Annotated in this window: 13 protein-coding genes and 4 pseudogenes; 12 read left to right on the top strand and 5 right to left on the bottom strand. The window is 53.8% G+C overall.

The window, feature by feature from the left end; translation table 11 throughout:
• The first annotated feature begins 286 nt into the window (after window positions 1–286).
• Window positions 287–1,291, top strand: a complete 1,005-nt coding sequence (gene cra, locus ACWWJF_RS12460; protein ID WP_455869622.1) for a catabolite repressor/activator — start codon at window positions 287–289, stop codon at window positions 1,289–1,291.
• Window positions 1,292–1,382: 91 nt separating this feature from the next.
• On the opposite strand, the pseudogene alaE (ACWWJF_RS12455) reads toward cra, so the two are convergent.
• The 3 pseudogenes from alaE (ACWWJF_RS12455) to alaE (ACWWJF_RS12445) form a co-directional block, all read right to left on the bottom strand.
• Window positions 1,383–1,646 (bottom strand): annotated as a pseudogene (gene alaE, locus ACWWJF_RS12455) (L-alanine exporter AlaE); the annotation flags it as partial.
• A gap of 243 nt (window positions 1,647–1,889) precedes the next feature.
• Window positions 1,890–2,930 (bottom strand): annotated as a pseudogene (locus ACWWJF_RS12450) (IS481 family transposase).
• Window positions 2,931–3,043: 113 nt separating this feature from the next.
• A pseudogene (gene alaE, locus ACWWJF_RS12445) lies at window positions 3,044–3,145 on the bottom strand (L-alanine exporter AlaE); the annotation flags it as partial.
• Between the two features lie 75 nt (window positions 3,146–3,220).
• Between alaE (ACWWJF_RS12445) and ACWWJF_RS12440 the strand changes: the two are divergent.
• A protein-coding gene (locus ACWWJF_RS12440; protein ID WP_455868400.1) for an IS3 family transposase occupies window positions 3,221–4,389 on the top strand; the annotation gives its coding sequence in 2 pieces (ribosomal slippage) (window positions 3,221–3,476 and window positions 3,476–4,389; 1,170 coding nt in all).
• Window positions 4,390–4,418: 29 nt separating this feature from the next.
• Here the strand turns inward: ACWWJF_RS12440 and ACWWJF_RS12435 are convergent.
• Both ACWWJF_RS12435 and alaE (ACWWJF_RS12430) read right to left on the bottom strand, forming a co-directional pair.
• Window positions 4,419–5,626, bottom strand: a protein-coding gene (locus ACWWJF_RS12435; RefSeq protein ID WP_455871061.1) for an IS3 family transposase whose coding sequence is annotated in 2 segments (ribosomal slippage) — window positions 4,419–5,305 and window positions 5,305–5,626 — 1,209 coding nt in all. Because the reading frame shifts where the segments join, the coding sequence is not laid out codon by codon here.
• 89 nt (window positions 5,627–5,715) lie between these two features.
• Window positions 5,716–5,814 (bottom strand): annotated as a pseudogene (gene alaE, locus ACWWJF_RS12430) (L-alanine exporter AlaE); the annotation flags it as partial.
• Between the two features lie 1,344 nt (window positions 5,815–7,158).
• Here alaE (ACWWJF_RS12430) and mraZ point away from each other — a divergent pair.
• From mraZ to murG, 10 genes are read left to right on the top strand one after another with little or no spacing between them, the layout of a single operon-like run.
• Window positions 7,159–7,617 carry a division/cell wall cluster transcriptional repressor MraZ gene (mraZ, locus tag ACWWJF_RS12425; protein ID WP_455869621.1) on the top strand — a complete coding sequence of 153 codons (459 nt, stop codon included), beginning with the start codon at window positions 7,159–7,161 and terminating at the stop codon, window positions 7,615–7,617.
• A gap of 18 nt (window positions 7,618–7,635) precedes the next feature.
• Window positions 7,636–8,577, top strand: a complete 942-nt coding sequence (rsmH, locus tag ACWWJF_RS12420) for a 16S rRNA (cytosine(1402)-N(4))-methyltransferase RsmH (protein WP_455869620.1) — start codon at window positions 7,636–7,638, stop codon at window positions 8,575–8,577.
• On the top strand, window positions 8,574–8,894 hold the full coding sequence (gene ftsL, locus ACWWJF_RS12415) for a cell division protein FtsL (protein ID WP_222158201.1): 321 nt from the start codon (window positions 8,574–8,576) through the stop codon (window positions 8,892–8,894). The genes rsmH and ftsL overlap by 4 nt, the downstream gene beginning before the upstream one ends.
• Before the next feature lie 37 nt (window positions 8,895–8,931).
• Window positions 8,932–10,695, top strand: a complete 1,764-nt coding sequence (locus ACWWJF_RS12410) for a peptidoglycan glycosyltransferase FtsI (protein ID WP_455869619.1) — start codon at window positions 8,932–8,934, stop codon at window positions 10,693–10,695.
• A complete protein-coding gene (gene murE / locus ACWWJF_RS12405) occupies window positions 10,682–12,169 on the top strand; it encodes a UDP-N-acetylmuramoyl-L-alanyl-D-glutamate--2,6-diaminopimelate ligase (protein ID WP_455869618.1) in 1,488 nt (495 codons plus the stop codon). The genes ACWWJF_RS12410 and murE overlap by 14 nt, the downstream gene beginning before the upstream one ends.
• Window positions 12,166–13,527: a UDP-N-acetylmuramoyl-tripeptide--D-alanyl-D-alanine ligase gene (gene murF / locus ACWWJF_RS12400; RefSeq protein ID WP_455869617.1), complete on the top strand. Its 1,362-nt coding sequence runs from the start codon at window positions 12,166–12,168 to the stop codon at window positions 13,525–13,527. The genes murE and murF overlap by 4 nt, the downstream gene beginning before the upstream one ends.
• Entirely contained in the window at window positions 13,521–14,603 is a 1,083-nt protein-coding gene (gene mraY, locus ACWWJF_RS12395; RefSeq protein ID WP_455869616.1) for a phospho-N-acetylmuramoyl-pentapeptide-transferase, read from the top strand. Before murF ends, mraY begins: the two co-directional genes overlap by 7 nt.
• 4 nt (window positions 14,604–14,607) lie before the next feature.
• Window positions 14,608–15,924 (top strand): UDP-N-acetylmuramoyl-L-alanine--D-glutamate ligase, encoded by a 1,317-nt coding sequence (gene murD, locus ACWWJF_RS12390; RefSeq protein ID WP_455869615.1) that lies wholly within the window; start codon window positions 14,608–14,610, stop codon window positions 15,922–15,924.
• Entirely contained in the window at window positions 15,924–17,126 is a 1,203-nt protein-coding gene (gene ftsW, locus ACWWJF_RS12385) for a cell division protein FtsW (protein WP_455869614.1), read from the top strand. Before murD ends, ftsW begins: the two co-directional genes overlap by 1 nt.
• Window positions 17,123–18,187, top strand: a complete 1,065-nt coding sequence (murG, locus tag ACWWJF_RS12380) for an undecaprenyldiphospho-muramoylpentapeptide beta-N-acetylglucosaminyltransferase (RefSeq protein WP_455869613.1) — start codon at window positions 17,123–17,125, stop codon at window positions 18,185–18,187. The genes ftsW and murG overlap by 4 nt, the downstream gene beginning before the upstream one ends.
• Window positions 18,188–18,259 lie beyond the last annotated feature (72 nt).

Genomic DNA, 18,259 nt, shown 5'->3' with positions numbered 1-18,259 from the left:
ACCTAAAACGGTCATTCCCGCGCAGGCGGGAATCTCATACAGGCTAAACGCGTTCATTCTGCCCGAGGCCCCCGGCCTACGGCGAGGATGACGAAGAGGTTGGTAGGCTTTCCAGCAGTCTGAGGGCTCACTGTGTCGGTGAGCTTTTTATTTTTCTCTCTATAACCCTGAACAACAATAAAGCGGTTGCTGAATGCCAGCTTCTGCGGTTAGATCTATACGATATCCATGCTTAAAATATAGACATCCTTATTTTTTATTTTCCAGCTTATTTAAAGGGGCTAACGTGAAACTGGATGAAATCGCGCGCCTTGCGGGCGTTTCACGCACTACTGCCAGCTACGTTATCAATGGCAAGACCAAACAATACCGCGTCAGTGATAAAACGGTAGAAAAAGTGATGTCGGTGGTGCGTGAGCATAATTATTATCCCAATGCGGTGGCTGCTGGATTACGCGCTGGGCGTACCCGTTCTATCGGGCTGGTGATTCCGGATCTGGAAAACACCAGCTATACCAAAATTGCCAATTATCTGGAGCGTCAGGCGCGTCAGCGCGGTTATCAATTGCTGATTGCCTGCTCTGAAGATCAGCCGGATAACGAGATGCGCTGCATTGAGCATCTGCTGCAACGTCAGGTTGATGCCATTATCGTGTCGACAGAGTTGCCTCCGGAGCATCCGTTCTATCAGCGTTGGGCTGGAGACAGCTTGCCGATTATCGCGCTGGATCGCGCGTTGGATCGCGAACACTTCACAAGTGTAGTGGGGGCCGATTGTGAGGATGCGGAAATGCTGGCGCAGGAACTGCGCAAGATTCCAGCGGAGTCAGTACTCTACCTCGGGGCGTTGCCGGAACTTTCGGTGAGTTTCCTGCGCGAACAAGGGTTTCGTATGGCGTGGGCAGAGGATCCGCGTCAGGTGAATTTCCTTTATGCCAACAGCTACGAACGCTCAGCGGCGGCGACGGCGTTTGAAGAGTATTTGCAGCACCACCCGATGCCGCAGGCGCTATTCACTACCTCGTTTCTGCTGTTGCAAGGGGTGATGGATATTACGCTGAAGCAGAGCGGACGGCTGCCGAACAATTTGGCGATTGCCACGTTTGGTGACAACGAACTGCTCGATTTCCTCGAGTGCCCGGTGCTCTCCGTGGCGCAACGTCATCGCGAAGTGGCTGAGCGAGTGTTGGAGTTGGTGCTGGCAAGTCTCGATGAACCTAAGAAGCCTAAGCCCGGTTTGACGCGCATTCGGCGCAGTCTCTATCGGCGCGGTTCACTCAGTCGTCGTTAGTTTGGGATTATTCCTAATAAAAAGCCATCCGGTATCAGGATGGCTTTTTTGTTGCCTGTATTTGGCGGTAGTTACGGTCTCGGCCTGACGTTCAGACCGGTACGGCGACGCGAAACAGACGGCGGCAGTAATCGAGAAAATAGCCGTAGGCGACACCCATAACCATAGATATCAACACATTGCTGGTTACTGCTGCGACGATCTGCTGTGGGTTGGCACCAATAAACCACAGGATGGCAACATACACCGGTGATTGAAAGCTGACGTAGGCAAACAGGTCTGCCAGATTTTTTACCCAGGTACCGTGCGTCGTGAAGCGCTGAGACAGACGCAGGATACGATCGCGGTACAGGCCTTAGGTCATATCGTTATACACATCTTTTGGCCATTTTTTGAACAGGATGCTCAGAACCCCGTGAATTAAGGCATTCAAGCCATCCCATTGGCTTTTTGAGGTTCAAAATGCCACTCTGAGATAAACCCGTAACTCATTGATTAAACAGTGCGTTAGAAAGATGTGTATAACGATATGGCCTTAGGTGTATTAGCTCAGACCTGATCTGACAGTTACCGGTTATTTATACAGGTGTCTGTCAGATTAAATCTGGTTCAGATTTTTTTCTGCCCAGACTCGTTTACCATCAAGTAACGTGGCCATTGGCGTACGCCCGCAGCACATTTTACCCTGATGAGTTCGCTCATTATTGTAATGCCACAACCAGTTGTCCAGATCCTTTTGTAGACTTTCTAGGTCCTCGTATAACGTCTTACGGAACGCAACCTGATAAAAATCCTGCAAAATAGTTTTATGGAAGCGCTCGCAGATACCGTTTGTCTGCGGAGACATCGCTTTCGTTTTCGTATGGTCTATATCGTTGATAGCCAAGTACAGCTGATAGTCATGTTGTTCCACTTTACCGCATTACTCCGTCCCCCTGTCCGTCAGTATTCTTAGCATTGGCAGCCCCTGAGCTTCGTAGAACGGCAGCACGCGATCATTGAGCAGGTAGGCGGCAGAGATCGGTGCTTTACTCGTGTAAAGCTTGCAGTGCGCCACTTTCGAGTACGTATCCACGAACGTCTGCTGGTAGATACGGCCAACACCTTTCAGATTACCCACGTAGAAGGTGTCCTGCGACCCCAGATAACCCGGGTGAGCAGTCTCTATTTCACCACAGGCTTCGTCGTCGTGCGCCTTCTTCTCCAGTGCAGCGATTTGAGCATCAGTAAGTACGATGCCTTCTCTGGCAACTTTTTCCTCAAGTGCCTTCAGGCGCTTACGAAAGTTTTCCAGATCGTGTCGTTGCCAGATGGAGCGCACACCGCTGCCAGAAATGAAGACGCCTTTTTTACGCAGCTCATTACTGGTCCGGTGCTGGCCATGAGCCGGGAACTCAATGGCGTAATCAACAACCGCACGTTCAGTGGCTTCATCAGCACGGTTTTTCAGGTTGGGAACCCGGCGGTTTTGGTTAACCAGAGCGTCAATGCCGCCTTCTGCCGTCAGTTCCTGATAGCGATAAAACGTGTCGCGTGACACCCCCATGATTTTACAGGCTTTTGATACGTTACCGAGTTCTTCGGCGAGATTGAGCAGGCCGGCTTTGTGTTTGATGATGGGATTGTTAGTATGAAGCATGAGAGTTACCTCGTGTTTTGTATAAGGATTCGACACCCATATCAAAACCGGTAACTCTCAACCTTTCAAGGTCCAGTGTCAGAGCAAGTCGCGACTAATACACCTTAGGGCTAGGCAATAACAATATTAACGGGGATCGACACCAGTCGCGAAGAGAGCGACTGCTGGAAGCTCATGCCAGACAGCAAGATCTCAATCTGATCTTGACCCACCATCTTGTAGTGGCACACTGATACTGGCCACCTGATCGGAGGTGATATGCTCACCTCATCAACACGACAGGTGACCTCATGGGTAAACATTTTACGGCGGAATTTAAGCTCGAAGCCGCAAAGCTGGTTGTCGACCACGGCTACACATACGTTAAGGCCGCAGAGGCGGTTAATGTCAGCCATTCTGCCATTAGTCGCTGGGTCAATAAGCTTCGCCTTGAACGACAGGGAAAAACGCCAACGGGACTTCCTCTTACCCCTGAACAGCTCGAGCTGCGTGAGATGAAGAAAAAAGTCCAATGCCTTGAAATGGAGAACGAAATCCTAAAAAAGGCTACGGCGCTCTTAATGTCGGACTCACTCAACGGTTCACGGTAGTCGACAGGCTGAGGGCGCGATACCCGGTCACGGCGTTGTGCCAAACTTTTGAGGTACATCGCAGCAGCTACAGGCACTGGCAGGCTTCCGCTAATGAACCCGACGGTGAGCGCGTGGTTAAGTGTAGTCGCGTCATGGAAGCCTGGAACGCCAGCGGCGGCTCTGCCGGCGCTCGAAGTATCGCGACCATCGTCACCGGCAGCTCTGGTGTCAAAATGGGGCGCTGGCTGGCTGGCAAGCTGATGAAGGAGCTGGGTATCGCCAGCTGCCAGCGACCGGCTCACAAATACAAACGCGGCGGCAATGAACACGTTGAAATACCGAACTATCTCAACCGCCAGTTCGCGGTTACCGCGCCGGATCAGGTCTGGTGCGGCGATGTGACCTACATCTGGACGGGCAAATGCTGGGCTTACCTTGCGGTGGTGCTAGACCTGTTCGCCCGCAAACCGGTGGGCTGGGCCATGTCGACGTCGCCGGACTCGGCGCTGACAGTTAAAGCGTTGCAGATGGCCTGGGAACTCCGGGGACAACCAACAGGAGTCATGTTCCACAGCGACCAGGGCAGCCACTATACCAGCCGTCAATACCGGCAAGCCCTGTGGCGCTGCCGGATAAAGCAGAGTATGAGTCGGCGGGGTAACTGCTGGGATAATGCGCCAATGGAGCGGTTCTTCCGCAGCCTGAAGACAGAATGGGTGCCGACAAAGGGTTACAACAGCTTCAGCGAAGCCCAGGACGCGATTATCCGCTACATCACGGGGTATTACAGCGCTATCCGGCCTCACTGGTATAACGGCGGCTTAACTCCAAACGAATCTGAGCGACTGTTCTACATACAGTCTAATGCGGTGGCCAATATTAGTTGACCACTACATCTCCGGACAGCTTTTGTATCTTAAGTTAACGATGCCCGCTGGCGCCGATATTCTCTTGGGGAGTTGTATCCCAGCGCACTGTGCGGATGGTTTTCATTGTAATGATTGAACGCCGCTGCAAGATTCTTCAGCGCTGTTCGCACATCGGGTTTTGGCATGAAGGCGATGTAATCTTCCTTCATCGTCTTCACGAACCGTTCTGCCATGCCGTTACTCTGTGGACTGCTCACTGCTGTTGTGCAGGGCTCCAGATTCAGTTCTCTGGCGAACTTCCGCGTTTCATGCGCTGTGTACGCTGAACCATTATCCGTCAGCCATTGCACTGGTTTATCCGGCAGCGCGCTACCGAAGCGTTTTTCCACCGACCTCAGCATCACATCCTGCACGGTTGAACTGTCATAACCCCTGGTGCTCGCTGCCCAGTCTATGGCCTCCCGGTCGCAGCAGTCCAGTGCGAACGTCACCCGCAGCTTCTCGCCGTTGTCACAACCGAACTCGAAGCCATCTGAGCACCAGCGCATATCGCTCTCTGCTACCGCGATTTTGCCTTTATGCTCCCGCTTCGGACGTTCAGTTTTATCATGCAACAACAGCAGGTTATGCTCGCTCATTATCCTGTAAAGCCGTTTGGCGTTCACCGGTGGAAATCCCTCTGCACGACGTTGCTTACGCAGGATACCCCACACTCGGCGGTAACCGTAACTGGGCATGTCGCTGATGATACGGAGGATGTCCGATAATATCTCAGCATCAGCTTCGTCATTACGCCGGTTGCTGCGCCTGTCCAGCCAGTCGGCAGAACGGTTAACCCGCAGTGACAGCTGCGCACGCGACACGCTCATGGCGCGGCTGACCAGAGCTATTCCCCGTCCTTTGGCAACAAGGGCGCGTGCGCTATCCATTTTCGCGACTGGCGGTACTCCACTGCTTCTTTGAGGATCTCAACTTCCATCGTCTTCTTACCCAGAAGGCGCTGTAGCTCCCGGACCTGCTTGAGGGCAGTCGCCAGCGCCGAAGCTGGAACCACTTTTTCTCCGGCCGCAACGGCGGTGAGGCTTCCTTCCTGGTATTGCTTCTTCCACTTAAACAAAAGGCTGGGCTGGATGCCATGCAGGCGGGCTACATGGGAGACGTTCATCCCCGGCTCCATTGTCTGCTGAATGATGGCGATTTTCTCTTGCGGAGTTTTACGCTTACGGACTTCTTGCCCTAACAGGATCCCGGTCATTTCAAAATTAGCATGATTGTTAGACATATATCTAAGCCTATCTCTTATCTGGAGATACAGCTACTGTCTGGTGTTACAGGGGGCTACATCAGCAAGATCTCAATCAGCATACCCGTTATAAAATAGTAGATTACCATAGCGACTGTGTCCGCTACCGCACTACGCAATCGGGATTCAGGGGAGAACATGCAGAGAGACTCCGTTATATACCCGTCATACTTTAAGTTGCAGGTGCGTTGGCTTTGTTCACCCACCCCAGTCACTTACCTGAGTAAGCTCCTGGGGATTCGTTCGCTTGCCGCCTTCCTGCAACTCGAATTATTTAGGGTATGCAGTTAATTGGGTTAAATTTAGTTAATTATGTCGGTGTATTTTATGTGCGTAGTGTACTTCACTGGATGTTGAAGTTGTAAGTAGCGATAACTTTTTATTTTTTCATGCTTTTTTCTTATGGACGCTACTTTATAGAAGAAAGGTGGCATGGCGGTTTATTAAGCGCGGCAGTAGGAGAAATTATGTTTATAAACAATTTGTTGTGCTTTTGCGTTTGGCGACTAATTTTTCGGTGGGCAAAAGTCCCCGCTTAACCCAAATAACAGCGTGGAACACATGGGTTTTAGGAATACTCTTATAATATAATAATTAACCGACGAACTTAGTGGTTAACGGTAAAAAGCCTCAATTGTTTTTCGTAACCTTAAATAAAGAAAAATTGGCGGCATTATTGCCAAAAAGAAAATAGAATAGCGTGCCGACATTGTTGTAACAGTAGAATGGAATGAACGATATCATTGGGTAAAAATGTGACCGATATCGGTCTGGAGTCATATCGTTATACACATCTTTTGGCCATTTTTTGAACAGGATGCTCAGAACCCCGTGAATTAAGGCATTCAAGCCATCCCATTGGCTTTTTGAGGTTCAAAATGCCACTCTGAGATAAACCCGTAACTCATTGATTAAAAAGTGCGTTAGAAAGATGTGTATAACGATATGGTCTGGAGTGCGCAGCGGGCAAGCGCCGTGCTCGGGTGATGGAGGAGGGGCTTTGTTGAATAAACAGATTTTATGCTACCAGCCCAGTAAAACGATTGTTTCCAGCAACGTAAAATCATGCAGTTAAGCATCATGAGAAAACGGAATGCCTGAGGTGATAAGCATTTTCTACCAAAATGGGCATAGTAAAACAGCACGATTCCCTATTATTCAACAAAGCCTGGAGGAGGAATACGGCGACGGTGACACAAGCGTTTTATGATTAATGGTAAATTTAAGTAAAAATGAGAAATTATTACTCTTTCTTTCTGATTGTTTATACATAAATAATTTTTCCTCAAATTTTCATGGCGTTAATCTCCCTTAATTTTCGTCTGTTATTCCATTTTATGCCATTCATGTCCGTGTTTAGGCAGAAATAATTCCAAAGCGCGTCCGCTCTGGCTTGACAAGGTTTTCATACCCTCCGTAAACTCATCAATGTGGGAATTTGTGGGATAAAGTGGTGAAAAGGGTCATGAAGGGGTAACTCGAGCATGTTTCGTGGGGCTACGCTGATTAACCTCGACAGTAAAGGTCGGCTCGCCGTTCCTACCCGTTATCGGGAAACGCTGTCAGAGACATCGCAAGGTCAGATGGTTTGCACCATTGACCTCCATCAGCCCTGTCTGCTGCTTTATCCCCTGCCTGAGTGGGAAATCATTGAACAAAAGTTGTCACGTCTGTCGAGCATGAATCCCGCTGAGCGCCGCGTGCAGCGGTTGCTGTTGGGGCATGCCAGTGAATGCCAGATGGACAATGCCGGGCGTCTGCTGATTGCCAGCACGCTACGGCAACATGCGAGCCTGACGAAAGAAGTGATGCTGGTCGGCCAGTTCAACAAGTTTGAACTGTGGGATGAGCAGGCCTGGTATCAACAGGTCAAGGACGATATTGACGCTGAGCAATTCTCTGACGCCCCGTTGTCCGAGAGATTGCAGGATTTATCACTGTAGTCATGCTGAAAGAAATACATGCCGGAAAATTATAAACACACCACTGTGCTGTTGGATGAAGCGGTTAATGGCCTCAATATCCGCGCTGACGGCACATACATCGATGGCACGTTTGGCCGTGGTGGCCATTCGCGGCTGATCCTTTCCCGTCTCGGACCGGAAGGACGCCTTGTGGCTATCGATCGCGATCCTCAAGCTATAGCGGCATCAGAGGCGATTCAAGATTCCCGTTTTTCTATTGTTCACGGACCTTTTTCCGCGCTGGCAAGTTACGTGGAGACCCTGGGGTTAACCGGGCGTATTGACGGCGTGTTGCTCGATTTGGGCGTCTCTTCGCAGCAACTGGACGATCCTGAACGCGGTTTTTCCTTTATGCGCGATGGCCCGTTGGACATGCGCATGGACCCGACGCGCGGGCAGTCAGCGGCGCAATGGTTGCAAACGGCAGAAGTCGATGACATTGCCTGGGTGTTGAAAACCTTTGGAGAAGAGCGGTTTGCCAAGCGGATTGCGCGCGCCATTGTGGAACGTAACAGCACAGAACCGATGACGCGCACAGGCGAGTTGGCGGCGCTGATTGCGGCGGCGAGCCCGATCAAAGAGCGGCATAAGCACCCGGCAACCCGCAGTTTTCAGGCAATCCGTATCTATATCAACAGTGAGCTGGATGAGATCGAGCAGGCGCTGAACGGCGCGCTGACGGCACTCGCACCGCAGGGCCGCTTGTCGATCATCAGTTTTCATTCGCTGGAAGATCGTATTGTGAAGCGTTTTATGCGTCATCACAGCCGTTGGCCACAGGTGCCAGCCGGGATCCCGCTTACTGAAGCACAACTGCGTGCGCAAGGCGGTCAAACGCTGAAAACGGTAGGCAAGATGATGCCGCCGGAAGCGGAAGTGGCAGAAAACCCGAGAGCGCGTAGCTCTGTGTTACGTATCGCGGAACGGCTAGCGGAATGATAAGCAACGAGCGGCACAGCCTGGCAGGCATTATCGGCCAGGACATTCTTCGTCACGGCAAATTGCCACTGCTGCTGCTGATTGGTGCGTTGGTTTCTGCTGTGCTGGTGGTGACGACCGCGCACAAGACGCGCTTGCTGACCGCACAGCGCGAGCAGTTGTTGTTGGAGCGTGATGCGTTGGATATCGAATGGCGAAACCTGATTCTGGAAGAGAACGCCTTGGGCGATCACAGTCGGGTGGAGCGTATCGCAACGGAAAAGCTGCACATGGGGCACGTGGACCCGGCGCAGGAAAATATCGTAGTCAAACAGTGAGTCTGGTTGAGCATTAGAACATAGGTACTCATTTGGCATGAAAGCAGCGCGCACAGGAAAGTTGAAACGACAGGAAGATAAGGCCAGCTTTGTAAGCTGGCGTTTTGCGTTGCTCTGTACAGGCATACTGTTGGCAATGGTGGGGCTGATGTTGCGCACCGCCTATTTGCAGGTGATCAACCCGGATCAACTGGTACGTGAAGGGGATATGCGCTCCCTGCGTGTGCAGGAGGTTCCCACCGCGCGCGGCATGATCAGCGATCGCGCCGGGCGTCCGTTGGCGGTCAGCGTGCCCGTTAACGCCATCTGGGCCGATCCCAAAGAGTTGAGTGAACACGGCGGCGTGTCGCTCGACACCCGCTGGAAAGCGCTTTCTGATGCGCTGGATTTGCCGTTCGATCAGATGGCGGCGAAAATCAATGCTAACCCGAAAGGGCGCTTTGTCTATCTGGCGCGTCAGGTGAACCCCGCTATCGGTGAATATGTTCACAAACTCAAGCTGCCGGGCATTTATCTGCGCCAGGAGTCACGCCGTTACTATCCTGCTGGTCAGGTCACGTCTCACCTGATTGGTTTCACCAATATTGATGGGCAGGGCATTGAGGGCGTTGAGAAAAGTTTCGATCGTTGGCTGACCGGGCAACCGGGTGAGCGTACGGTGCGCAAAGACCGTTTTGGTCGCGTGATTGAAGATATCTCTTCCGTTGACAGTCAGGCTGGACACAACCTGATGTTGAGCATTGACGAGCGCCTGCAAGCGTTGGTTTATCGCGAACTGAACAACGCCGTGGCCTTCAATAATGCCGAATCTGGCACCGCCGTGCTGGTGGATGTCAGTACTGGTGAAGTGCTGGCGATGGCTAACAGCCCTTCCTACAATCCGAACAATCTGGCAGGCACCCCCTCCGATGTCATGCGTAACCGCGCTATTACCGACATTTTTGAACCGGGTTCGACGGTAAAACCGATGGTGGTGATGACGGCGCTGCAACGTAACGTTGTCAAAGAAAACAGCCTGCTCAATACCTTGCCCTATTACATCAACGGTCATGAGATCAAAGACGTTGCCCGCTACGCGGAACTGACCCTGACCGGGATACTACAGAAGTCGAGTAACGTCGGTGTTTCACGGCTGGCGTTAGCGATGCCCTCCTCAGCGCTGGTAGACACTTACTCGCGTTTTGGTTTGGGAAAAGCGACCAATTTGGGGTTGGTCGGAGAAAGCAGTGGCTTATACCCTCAAAAACAACGGTGGTCTGACATAGAGAGGGCCACCTTTTCTTTCGGCTATGGATTGATGGTGACGCCGCTGCAACTGGCGCGCGTTTACGCCACTATCGGTAGCTATGGTATCTATCGTCCGCTCTCCATTACCAAAGTCGATCCACCAGTGCCGGGGGAACGCATTTTCGCCGAGCCTATCGTGCGCACAGTGGTGCATATGATGGAAAGTGTTGCTCTGCCCGGTGGTGGCGGAACCAAGGCTGCGATCAAGGGATACCGTGTTGCCATTAAAACCGGTACGGCAAAAAAAGTGGGACCGGACGGCAAATACATCAATAAATATATTGCCTACACCGCAGGCGTCGCGCCTGCCAGCAACCCGCGCTTTGCGCTGGTGGTGGTGATTAACGATCCTAAGGCGGGTAACTACTATGGTGGTGCGGTTTCTGCGCCGGTGTTCGGCTCCATCATGGGCGGCGTACTGCGCACCATGAACGTTGAGCCGGATGCGCTGCCCGTCGGCGACAAAAATGATTTTGTGATTAACCATAAAGAGGTTTCAGGTGGCAGATCGTAATCTGTGCGATTTACTGGCACCGTGGGTGCAAGATGTCCCACCGCGCCAACTGCGGGAAATGACTCTGGACAGCCGTGTTGCAGCGGCGGGCGATCTGTTTGTGGCCGTAGTTGGCCACAGCGTGGATGGGCGTCGCTATATTCCTCAGGCGATTGCGCAAGGGGTGGCGGCCGTGATCGCAGAGGTAGACAGTGAAGCTGCCGATGGCACGGTACGTGAAATGCACGGCGTTCCGGTTGTGTATCTGAGTAATTTGAACCAACGTTTGTCGGCGTTGGCGGGGCGTTTTTATCAGCAGCCTGCGGAAAAATTACTGCTGGTCGGTGTGACCGGCACCAACGGCAAAACCACAACCACGCAGTTGCTGGCCCAATGGAGCCAACTGCTGGGCGATACCAGCGCCGTGATGGGCACCGTGGGTAATGGTCTGTTAGGGCACGTCAATCCCACAGCGAATACCACGGGTTCGGCCGTCGATATACAGCACGTTCTGAATCAGTTGGTTGAACAAGGCGCGACTTTTGCTGCGATGGAAGTTTCCTCGCACGGCTTGGTACAACATCGCGTTGCCGCGTTGCCGTTTGCGGCGGCGGTTTTCACCAACCTGAGCCGCGACCATCTGGATTACCACGGTGATATGGAAAGCTATGAGGCTGCCAAGTGGTCTCTGTTCTCTGAACATAAAGTGGGTCAGGAGATCATTAATGCCGACGATGAGGTGGGGCGACGCTGGCTGGCGCAGCTGCCGGATGCCGTGGCGGTGACGCTGTACAATAATCTGGTGCCAGGTTGCCGTGGCCGCTGGCTGAAAGCCACCGCCGTCGATTATCACGACGAAGGCGCTTCAATTGCGTTTGACTCTAAATGGGGCAATGGCCGCATAGAAAGTCGCCTTATGGGTGAATTTAACGTCAGCAATCTGCTAATGGCACTGGCAACGTTACTTTCCCTTGGCTACCCACTGGATAGATTACTGGAAACCGGCGAACAATTGCAGCCGGTTTGCGGTCGCATGGAAGTGTTTAAAGCACCGGGTAAACCGACTGTGATTGTGGACTACGCCCACACGCCGGATGCGCTGGAGAAAGCGCTGGCGGCGGCGCGTCCGCATTGCTCCGGTCAACTGTGGTGCGTATTTGGTTGCGGCGGCGATCGTGACAAAGGTAAGCGCCCACTTATGGGGGCCATCGCGGAACAACTGGCCGATCGCGTTGTGGTGACGGACGATAACCCCAGGAGCGAAGAGCCGCAGGCTATCGTGAAAGACATTCTTGCCGGTTTGGTGGATGCCGGACGAGCACTGGCGGTGCATGGTCGCGCTGAAGCGGTGACCAGTGCCATTATCCAGGCCAACGTGGACGATATTGTGTTGATTGCAGGTAAAGGCCATGAAGATTATCAACTGGTGGGCAATCAGCGTCTCGATTATTCAGATCGCGTGACTGCCGCGCGTCTGCTGGGGGTTATCGCATGATTCGCGTTACGTTGCAGCAACTGGCCACGGCGTTAAATGCCACACTCCTGGGTGAGGATGTGGCAGTGGAAACAGTGTGCACCGATACCCGAAAATTGACGCCGGGCTGCCTGTTTATCGCTCTGCGCGGTGAAAAGTTTGATGCCCATGATTATGCCCATCAGGCAGTACGCGGTGGTGCGGCGGCTCTGTTGGTCAGTAAGCACTTACCTATCGACGTACCACAACTGTTGGTGGGGGATACCCGTCTGGCGTTGGGCGAACTGGGTGCCTGGATGCGTCGCCAATCTTCTGCGCGCGTGGTGGCACTGACCGGTTCTTCCGGCAAAACCTCCGTCAAGGAGATGACGGCAGCGATTTTGCGTCAGTGTGGTGACGTGCTTTACACCGACGGCAATTTCAATAATGACATTGGCGTGCCGTTAACGCTGCTGCGCCTCACCCTTGATCATCGCTTTGCGGTGATTGAGTTGGGAGCTAACCATATTGGTGAGATTGCCTATGCCGCCAATCTGGTACGTCCGGATAGCGCGCTGGTGAATAACCTGGCAGCCGCACATCTGGAAGGGTTTGGATCGTTGGACGGCGTAGCGCGCGCCAAAGGGGAGATCTTTAACGGTTTGCCCACCAAGGGTATTGCGGTGATTAACGCCGACAGCAATGACCTGACGCGGTGGCACGACGTGCTGCGCGACAAAACAGTATGGCAATTTTCACCGCAGCAAGGTGAATACACAGACTACTACGCCAGCGATATTCGCAATGAAGGTGGGGGCACCCTGTTTGAACTCCATACGCCGTTTGGCTCGCTGGAGGTCAACGTGCCGCTGCCGGGTCGACATAACGTGGCAAACGCGCTGGCGGCTGCCGCATTGGCGATGTCCGTAGGCGCAGGGTTGCAGCAGGTAAAAGACGGGCTGGCGCAGCTCAAGGCCGTGCCGGGGCGCTTGTTCCCCATCATGCTGGCGGCAAAAAAACTGCTGCTGGACGACAGCTACAACGCCAATGTGGGGTCGATGACTGCGGCGGTGCACACGCTGGCGGAGATGCCGGGCTACCGCGTACTGGTGGTGGGCGACATGGGCGAACTTGGCGAGAATGCCGAGGCGTGTCATCAGAAGGTGGGCGAAGTGGCGCGTGACGCAGGCATTGATACGGTGTTGAGTATTGGCACCTTGAGTCAGGCCATCAGCCTCACCAGTGAACGTGGTGAACATTTTTCCGATCGGGCTGCATTGATCGCGCGTTTGAAAACGTTGCTGTCGGCGCATGGCACGATCAGCATTTTGGTTAAAGGCTCCCGGAGTTCTGCGATGGAGTATGTGGTACACGCATTACAGGAGAATGCAGCATGTTAGTGTGGCTGGCCGAACATCTGGTCAAGTTTTATTCCGGCTTTAACGTCTTCTCGTATTTGACGTTTCGCGCCATTGTCAGCCTGCTGACCGCGTTAGTGATCTCCTTGTGGATGGGACCGCATCTGATCGCCTGGCTGCAAAAATTGCAGATCGGGCAAGTGGTGCGCAATGAAGGGCCTGAATCTCATTTCAGCAAACGTGGCACGCCAACCATGGGCGGTGTCATGATTCTGGCGGCGATCATCGTTTCGGTACTGCTGTGGTCCAATTTGTCCAACCCCTATGTGTGGTGTGTGCTGCTGGTGCTGCTGGGCTACGGTATCGTCGGTTTTGTCGATGATTACCGCAAAGTAGTACGCAAAGACACCAAAGGGTTGATCGCGCGCTGGAAATATTTCTGGCAATCGCTGATTGCGCTGGCGGTGGCGTTTACCATGTATGCCATCGGCAAAGGCACACCGGCCACGCAGTTAGTTGTACCGTTCTTTAAATATGTGATGCCGCAACTGGGTCTGCTCTACATTTTGCTGACCTACTTTGTCATCGTTGGCACCAGTAACGCGGTCAACCTCACTGACGGACTGGATGGTTTGGCGATTATGCCGACCGTGTTTGTTGCCGCTGGTTTTGCGCTGGTGGCGTGGGCGACGGGCAATATGAATTTTGCCGGTTACCTGCATATCCCTTATATCCGCCACGCCAGTGAACTGGTGATCGTCTGTACGGCGATCGTCGGCGCCGGCCTGGGTTTCCTGTGGTTTAACACCTATCCGGCGCAGGTATTTATGGGCGATGTCGGCTCACTGGCGCTCGGCGGCGCGTTGGGCACCATTGCCGTCCTGCTGCGTCAGGAATTCTTGCTGGTGATTATGGGTGGGGTGTTCGTGGTTGAAACCCTGTCGGTGATCCTTCAGGTCGGTTCATTCAAGCTACGCGGGCAGCGTATCTTCCGCATGGCACCGATTCACCATCACTATGAACTTAAAGGGTGGCCAGAGCCGCGCGTGATTGTGCGTTTTTGGATTATTTCGCTGATGCTGGTGCTGATTGGCCTGGCAACGCTGAAGGTACGGTAACACTATGATGGACTATCAGGGTAAAAACGTTGTAATTATTGGCCTGGGGATAACCGGGCTTTCCTGCGTTGATTTCTTCCTGACGCGCGGTGTGACGCCGCGCGTGGTGGATACCCGTGTTAGTCCGCCTGGTTTGGATAAGTTGCCTGCCGAGGTTGATCGCCACCTTGGTTCGTTAAATGAAGAGTGGCTGTTAGCGGCTGACCTGATCGTCGCCAGCCCCGGTATTGCGCTGGCAACACCCGCGCTGGCCGATGCCGCCGCCGCAGGCGTAGAGATTGTGGGCGATATCGAGTTGTTCTGCCGTGAAGCGCAGGCACCGATTGTGGCGATTACTGGATCCAACGGTAAAAGTACGGTCACTACGCTGGTCGGCGAAATGGCTAAGGCAGCCGGTTGGTCGGTCGGTGTCGGCGGAAATATTGGCCTGTCGGCGCTGACGCTGCTGAAACAGCCGTGCCAACTGTATGTTCTGGAGCTGTCGAGCTTCCAATTGGAAACCACGTCCAGTCTGCGCGCCGCCGCCGCCAGCATTCTCAACGTTACGGAAGATCATACCAACCGCTATCCGTTTGGTATCCAACAGTATCGTGCTGCCAAGTTACGTATCTATGACCATGCGCAGGTGTGTGTGGTGAATGCTGATGACGCGCTGACTATGCCGATCAAAGGCGCTGACGCACGCTGCATCAGCTTTGGCGTGGATGTGGGCGACTATCACCTCAACACCCAGCAGGGTGAAACCTGGTTGCGTGTGAAAGGCGAGCGCGTTTTGAATACCAAAGAGATTTCCCTGGTGGGGCAACATAACCACACCAACGCGCTGGCGGCGCTGGCATTGGCGGATGCGGTGGGAATTCCTCGCGCGCCCGCGTTAACGGCACTCACCACCTTTACCGGTTTGCCGCACCGTTTCCAGTGCGTGTTGCAGCGTAACGGCGTGCGCTGGATTAACGATTCCAAAGCAACCAACGTTGGTTGCACTGAAGCGGCGCTGAACGGATTACACGTTAAAGGCACGCTGCACTTGCTGTTAGGCGGCGACGGTAAGTCAGCCGATTTTTCGCCGCTGCTGCGTTATGTCCAGGGTGACAATATTCGCCTGTATTGCTTCGGGCGTGATGGCGCCCAACTGGCGGCGTTGCGTCCAGAGATAGCAGAGCAAACCGAGACAATGGAGCAAACTCTGCGCGTTATTGCCACGCGCGTCGAACCGGGCGATCTGGTACTGCTGTCTCCGGCGTGTGCCAGCCTCGATCAGTTCAAGAGCTTCGAACAGCGCGGCGATGAGTTCGCCCGATTGGCGGAGGAACTTGGCTGATGCGTTTTATTGGGCTGCCAGTGATTGAACGACTGAAAGGCTGGGTCATGGGGACGCGGGAAAGCGATGTGCAGAGCATCGTGATGTATGACCGCACCCTGCTCTGGCTGACGTTCGGGCTGGCCGTCATCGGGTTCGTAATGGTGACCTCTGCATCCATGCCTGTGGGGCAGCGCCTGACCAGCGATCCGTTCTTTTTTGCCAAGCGTGACTCGTTTTACCTTGGCCTGGCATTTGCGTTGGCGTTGATCACCATGCGCGTGCCGATGGAAGTCTGGCAGCGTTACAGCCCGATATTACTGCTGCTCACACTGGTGATGCTCCTGGTGGTGCTGGTGGTCGGCAGTTCGGTAAATGGTGCTTCACGCTGGATTGCGCTAGGGCCACTGCGTGTGCAGCCTGCGGAGTTGTCGAAGCTGGCGCTGTTTTGCTACCTCTCCAGCTACATGGTGCGCAAGGTAGAGGAAGTTCGTAACAACTTCTGGGGCTTTTGCAAACCGATGGGCGTGATGGTGGTGCTGGCTGTTCTACTGCTGGCGCAGCCCGATCTGGGAACGGTTGTTGTGCTGTTTATCACCACGCTGGCGATGCTGTTTTTGGCTGGTGCCAAGCTGTGGCAGTTTCTCGCCATCATTGGCTGCGGCATGTTTGCCGTTGGTTTGCTGATTGTGGCGGAACCCTACCGTATGCGCCGCGTGACGTCGTTTTGGAATCCGTGGGAAGATCCGTTTGGCAGTGGCTACCAGTTAACCCAGTCGCTGATGGCATTTGGCCGCGGCGAGCTGTGGGGGCAAGGATTAGGAAACTCGGTGCAGAAACTGGAGTATTTACCGGAAGCGCACACCGACTTTATTTTTTCCATTTTAGGCGAAGAGCTCGGCTATATCGGTGTGGTTTTGGCGTTGTTAATGATATTCTTCGTCGCTTTTCGGGCCATGTCCATCGGCAAGCGCGCGTTGGAGATCGATCAGCGATTTTCCGGCTTTTTGGCATGTTCTATCGGCATCTGGTTTAGTTTCCAAACGCTGGTAAACGTAGGTGCTGCTGCGGGAATGTTACCCACCAAAGGGCTGACGCTGCCGTTAATCAGTTACGGTGGCTCGAGTTTGATCATCATGTCGACCGCCACTGTGTTGCTGTTGCGGATCGATTTTGAGACGCGCCTGACCAAGGCGCAGGCGTTCACGAGGAGTGCCAAATGAGTGGCGAAGGTAAGCGCTTGATGGTGATGGCAGGTGGCACCGGAGGACATGTTTTCCCGGGGCTGGCGGTCGCACATCATTTGATGGCGCAGGGTTGGCAGGTTCGTTGGCTGGGAACTGCCGATCGCATGGAAGCCGATTTGGTGCCAAAAAACGGCATTGAGATTGATTTTATTCGTATTTCCGGTTTGCGCGGCAAAGGCATTACGGCGCAACTGTGTGCACCATTGCGGATTTATCGCGCGGTGCGTCAGGCGCAAGCGATCATGAAACGCTATCAACCGGACGTAGTGCTGGGCATGGGCGGCTATGTGTCTGGACCGGGCGGTCTCGCTGCGTGGTTATGCGGTATCCCGGTGGTGCTGCATGAGCAAAACGGCATTGCGGGATTAACCAACCGCTGGCTATCGCGCATTGCGCGCAAGGTATTACAGGCTTTTCCCGGTGCGTTTCCCAACGCTGACGTGGTGGGCAACCCGGTTCGTACCGATGTGTTGGCGTTGCCTACACCCGATGAACGTTTGGCCGGGCGTGAAGGCCCGATCCGTGTGCTGGTGGTGGGCGGAAGCCAAGGGGCTCGGGTGCTAAACCGCACGTTGCCGGACGTGGCCGCGCGACTGGGTGCTAACGTCACTGTCTGGCACCAGACGGGCAAAGGCGCGTTGGCTGAGGTACAGCAGGCTTATGCAGCAGCAGGTGTGCCGCAGCATAAAGTCACCGAATTTATCGATGACATGGCGCAAGCCTACAGTTGGGCCGACGTGGTGGTGTGCCGCTCTGGTGCGCTTACCGTCAGTGAAATTGCCGCCGCCGGTTTGCCTGCGCTGTTTGTGCCCTTTCAGCATAAAGACCGGCAGCAATATTGGAATGCGCTGCCGCTGGAACAGGCAGGTGCGGCCAAAATTATTGAGCAGTCGGCACTGAGTGTTGATGCAGTAAGCGATGTGTTGTCTGGTTGGGATCGTGCCACGTTGCGCGATATGGCACAGCGTGCCCGTTCCGTGGCGATGCCGGATGCCACTGAACGCGTGGCTGCCGAAGTGGCCGCTGCCGCGCAGTAAGGTGCGGCTGACAGAATAGAATGCATAGGTGCAGGTCGTCTCCCCATGACAAATGAATGAAGTACAAGTGAA

The organism is Symbiopectobacterium sp. Eva_TO, assembly GCF_053848865.1.
This window is presented reverse-complemented; position numbering and strand designations above follow the sequence as displayed.

Excerpts from the sequence above, each read along its gene's own strand:
- murF (WP_455869617.1), top strand. The coding sequence starts at position 12,166 with ATGATTCGCGTTACGTTGCAGCAACTGGCCACGGCGTTAAATGCCACA.
- mraZ (WP_455869621.1), top strand. The coding sequence starts at position 7,159 with ATGTTTCGTGGGGCTACGCTGATTAACCTCGACAGTAAAGGTCGGCTC.
- murD (WP_455869615.1), top strand. The coding sequence starts at position 14,608 with ATGATGGACTATCAGGGTAAAAACGTTGTAATTATTGGCCTGGGGATA.
- ftsW (WP_455869614.1), top strand. The coding sequence starts at position 15,924 with ATGCGTTTTATTGGGCTGCCAGTGATTGAACGACTGAAAGGCTGGGTC.
- ftsL (WP_222158201.1), top strand. The coding sequence starts at position 8,574 with ATGATAAGCAACGAGCGGCACAGCCTGGCAGGCATTATCGGCCAGGAC.
- ACWWJF_RS12410 (WP_455869619.1), top strand. The coding sequence starts at position 8,932 with ATGAAAGCAGCGCGCACAGGAAAGTTGAAACGACAGGAAGATAAGGCC.
- rsmH (WP_455869620.1), top strand. The coding sequence starts at position 7,636 with ATGCCGGAAAATTATAAACACACCACTGTGCTGTTGGATGAAGCGGTT.
- mraY (WP_455869616.1), top strand. The coding sequence starts at position 13,521 with ATGTTAGTGTGGCTGGCCGAACATCTGGTCAAGTTTTATTCCGGCTTT.
- murG (WP_455869613.1), top strand. The coding sequence starts at position 17,123 with ATGAGTGGCGAAGGTAAGCGCTTGATGGTGATGGCAGGTGGCACCGGA.